Source organism: Sphaerospermopsis reniformis (assembly GCF_005402885.1).
GTDB classification, from domain to species: Bacteria; Cyanobacteriota; Cyanobacteriia; order Cyanobacteriales; family Nostocaceae; genus Sphaerospermopsis; species Sphaerospermopsis kisseleviana.
Window position 1 is genome coordinate 1 of sequence record NZ_BJCE01000334.1, and the last position, 4479, is coordinate 4479.

Annotated in this window: 4 protein-coding genes; 2 read left to right on the plus strand and 2 right to left on the minus strand. The window is 40.0% G+C overall.

All coding sequences use genetic code 11. From position 1 onward, the window contains the following. Positions 1-451: 451 nt before the first annotated feature. Together petA and petC are read right to left on the minus strand one after the other, a co-directional pair. Positions 452-1453, minus strand: coding sequence for a cytochrome f (gene petA, locus FFR48_RS25710; protein WP_137669323.1), 1002 nt, complete (start codon positions 1451-1453; stop codon positions 452-454). A 74-nt stretch (positions 1454-1527) separates the two neighbouring features. Then, positions 1528-2067, minus strand: a complete 540-nt coding sequence (gene petC, locus FFR48_RS25715; RefSeq protein WP_096566273.1) for a cytochrome b6-f complex iron-sulfur subunit — start codon at positions 2065-2067, stop codon at positions 1528-1530. Between the two features lie 827 nt (positions 2068-2894). Between petC and FFR48_RS25720 the strand changes: the two genes are divergently transcribed. Both FFR48_RS25720 and FFR48_RS25725 read left to right on the plus strand, forming a co-directional pair. After that, the gene (locus FFR48_RS25720) at positions 2895-3203 is read left to right on the plus strand and encodes a DUF3067 family protein (protein WP_096566275.1); all 309 of its coding nucleotides are present in this window, start codon (positions 2895-2897) and stop codon (positions 3201-3203) included. 668 nt (positions 3204-3871) lie between these two features. Continuing rightward, on the plus strand, positions 3872-4318 hold the full coding sequence (locus tag FFR48_RS25725) for a type II toxin-antitoxin system VapC family toxin (protein ID WP_236104186.1): 447 nt from the start codon (positions 3872-3874) through the stop codon (positions 4316-4318). Positions 4319-4479 lie beyond the last annotated feature (161 nt).

Here is a 4479-nt window from a genome sequence, read left to right on the forward strand (position 1 = left end):
TCTTTGCCATCTCTTGAAATCCCCAAAAATGCACACTTTTTCCGGTATACCCTTCAAAACCCTTGCACTAATTTCTGTGTTTATCAGCCTCTAACCTTTGATATATCAAGGTTTTAGGTTTATTCAGGAAACCCTAAGTATTAAGTTATGGGGAATGGGGAATTGGGAATTGGGAATTGGGAATTGGGAAAATACAGCACTTCCCGGTGTTATGAGGTACAGAGATGAATCATAAAACTCTTGTGGTGCGGGCATACTTCGACAAGCTCAGTACAAGTCTTGCCCGCTACTGGTGTACTTCACTTATATGAAATCTGCTGTAAAATCCTTTCTTCCTGACTCCTGACTCCTGACTCCTGACTCCTGACTCCTGACTCCTGACTCCTGACTCCTGTGATAAAAAAAAGACAGGCATCTTGCCTGTCCCACAAATCATTGTTTAGTAAAGAATTTAGAAATTCATCTCAGCAGCTTGGACTTTTTCCACCTGCTTCTTCTTCAGCACTAACATAACTTGTGCTAACATCACTAAACAGATAAAGGCGATCAAACCTGTGACTCTGTTGGGGTTTTGTAAGACGATTTCTGTATCTTTCTGACCAAAACCACCGACGTTGGGGTTATTGGTTAAAGCGTCACCAGATGCAACTGTTTGTCCTTCAGAAACAATCAGTTCTGGACCTGCGGGAACGGTATCGTTAACAACTTCACCGCTGTCGGTTTTGATGCTAACTACATACTTAACGTTACCGTCTTCATCTTCTGTTTTGGCAATCTTGCTGATTGTACCAGCAGCGGAAGCGTTGTAAACGTTGTTATTGCTCTTTTCACCTGTGGGGTAAACTTGTCCACGTCCTCTGTTACCGCCTACATGAACGGCATATTTGCCAAAGTAGATATTTTTGTCGGTAGCAGGGTTAGGTGAAAGCACAGGGAAGACGATTTCTTGATGTTCTTCTCCTGGTAAGGGTCCAACTATCACCACGTTTTCCTGGTCTTCTCTGTAGGTTTGGAAGTAAACATCGCCTACTTCTTCCTTCATTTCTTCAGGAATGCGGTCTTCTGGTGCAATTTTGAAGCCTTCGGGTAACATCAATACAGCACCGACGTTTAAACCGACTTTAGAACCATCAGCACCTACTTGCTGTACGTTGGTATCGTAGGGGATTTTGACGATCGCTTTAAATACGGTGTCAGGTAATACTGATTGGGGTACTTCTACTTCTGTGTTTTTTGCTGCTAGGTGACAGTTAGCGCAAACAATCCTTCCTGTGGCTTCGCGGGGTGTTTCAGGTGCGGTTTCCTGCGCCCAGAAGGGATAAGCAGCAGCTGTTTGGGGGTGAGCAATATCGCTGGTGAAGAAAAATGTCACAGTAGCGATCGCTATTAGTAATGTATTGAACATTACTTTAGCAGCGCGGGTTAACCTCGCTGGTGTACGGGGGTTTCTCATCTCTATAAAGTCAGTTGTCAGTGGTCAGTTGTCAGTGGTGATTGTTCAGCATTAAAGCTGAACCATTGCATTGTTTAAGCCCACCAAGGTTCTTCACCAGTGCGGAAGTCGGTTTCTGTCCAAGGGGTCAAAACGATTTTGTCATCGTTGACATTCGCATGAGCTAAAGCTAAAGACCTGGGTGCAGGTCCGCGGACCACTTTACCAGTAGCATCGTACTGGGAACCGTGACAAGGGCATTTAAACTTGTTCTCTGCTACGTTCCAAGGAACAACACAACCTAAGTGGGTGCAAATAGCGTTAATGCCATAGTCTGTGATCGCTTCTTTGCTTTCTACCACAATATAGGTAGGATCTCCCTTGAGTCCTTGGACAAGGGTGCGATCGCCTACGTTATGACTGCTGAGAAACTTACTAACACTAACATCGTTACCCAGTTCATCTTTTGCTACTGTACCACCACCAGCACCACCGCTGGCAGGAGGGATAAAGTAGTTAACAACAGGATACAATACACCAGCAGCTACTCCGGTGACAGTCCCAAAAGTCAGCAGGTTCATGAACTGACGACGACCCATATCGGGTACGTCCATTGATTCAGAAAATTGAGCCATAGTCTACGCGCTCTTTGTGTAATTTGTTCAGCAATTTTGACAAGAGTGGTAGCAACTAGCCTCACACTTTGCCTGAGTCGAAATGCTAACGCCCCCAGTGATGCCATACTTCTTGGTAAGAAGACCTATCTAGCATTACCTTCTGTTAGCATTACATTTCTTTATATCCTTATCATAGTTTCAAAAAGCATAGACAAATATCTCATGCTTTCTGTTTGCTGGGAATCACCCCAACAGGACTTACTACCACACCCTCTATCCCTAGTCTAAAAGCTGTTGGGACTACTTTAAAGAAAATATTTTGCGGGTTCTCTGTTTTCAGTTCTGATTGGATTAGCTACTCTTGAGAATGTTTTACTTTGTCTGATTTATAGGATTTCCTGTCACACAGGAGCTATGGTCAGATCAATTCTGACTCTCCCCAGTCTCAGAGCCGGACTTTCACCACTTCTCAAGGATCTACGCTTCTTGAACTCAAGACTAAATATATCACATTCACATCTTGCATCACAGATGCAGACAAAACATGATAATATTTCTGTACTATAAATATTAATATTTTGAGTAAGTAAGTCGGCTCTAAATGTAAAATCTAAATGAGAGCAGCCATGATCTCGTTAAGTTGGTGTTGATTTTTTTTTAGATGTGTAACAATCAGATGCTACACAGCTAAACTTGATAATCCTAATATAGTTAAGTCTTGTGCTGCGGGCATATTACTCGCTAGACTTATCCAAATTAAATGCAAAACAGTTTATCTGACTATGTAATTCACTTGCATGGCATTTAACTAAAATAAACAATACAACAATAAATCTTAAAGCATTATGACTGGCAAGGAATTACGTCAACTGTTAATTGATAAATGGGGATATTCCTACGATGTCCAGTTCCGCAGGACGCAAGGAAAGATATTTCTGCAAATTATGTGGAAATATCTTGAACAAGCTTCATTCCCTTTAAGCGAACCAGAATATCAAGAACATCTGGATAGCATCGCTAATTATCTCAACGCTTTGGGTGGAACGAGTCAAGTACAAACTTTTGTTGAACAAACTAAAGAGCGTCCCCGATTGGGTAAAGCTGTAAGTATTCCTCTTGACTTGGGCGATCGCGCATCTGAATGGATAGTGTAGGTTGTGACTGGTGACTGGGGACAGATAATATTTTTATATGAAAATATAGCATTTACCAATCTAGTGAGGTACAGAGTTTTTTATCTTAGGGAATTGGGAATTGGGAATTGGGAATTGGGAACAGTAAATAAATTAGGGTGTACCTCATGAGACTGGGAAACGCTATATCATGTCAAAAAAGCCAAGATGGGAAAATAAGAATTAAAATTGATCAATCCATTTGCAGAAAGGAAAAAAGTTTGGGTACATTGGGGAAATCATCATCATTTAAGAATTACCCGAATTTTTAAATGTTTGTGTTTATTATAGTCATCCGGTTTGATTTCTGAATTTATCTGTGTAGGCAGGCAAGAGGCAATAGTTCGACTTCGCTCACCAACCAGGCAAAAGGCTTTTAGAGAATTTTGGTGTACGGAGTTTTTTTCAATAATCAAATAGGAGTCCTATAGGTTTAAAAGAATATGCTCAGGCATTTTTTAAATGTTTAGAGGAAATATATCATCCTAGAAAAAGGTGAAATTACTAAACTTACATTTTCTCATTGGCAAGATGCAATAAATAGTTAAGAATAAGTAGATTGTAATTCATGCAATTTTTTCGACTAATCTACATATCTAATGTTTTTGAAGTACAATTAAGTAAACACAATTCTAACAAGAGATTTTCAAGTGGAAACATCTAAACATCTGCCTCTTATTTTTTTAGATACAAATGTTATCGCTGCTTACTTACGTGGTGAGTCACCTAGTTCTGAACTATTCTCTCCAGCAGTGTTGACACAAGTGCGGTTAGCAATTAATCCAGTAGTATTACAGGAGCTTTTTTTCTTGGTAGAGTCCAGTAAAAACCCAGAAATTCTGGATGAACTTCAAGAAGAAGTTAATGTGATACCTGTAAATTTACAGAAAGCTGAGGAATATCTCAAGTATGCAGCAGACCTTCGTAACCGTATAGCTCATTCTAATGATGTTTTAATTCTTAGTAGTGCTGCTGAATGTGACTATTTAGTTACTTATGATAAAGCATTAAGTAAAGCATTAGGTTCTTTATCAACGAGTAAGCCTCAAATAGTTACACCTGAACAATTATTATCTGAATTGGGAACTAAGGTGTGAAGGTTTATATTGATACGGGTGTTTTTATTGACTATCTGCTATATAAAACCTAGACAAAACTAGACTTTACTTTCTACTTCAACGGGAGCATGGGAGCAGTTATCCCTCGGTAGACTTTCACGCTTTAGCCAAACGCGATAAATTAATTGCAGCGTTTAGAT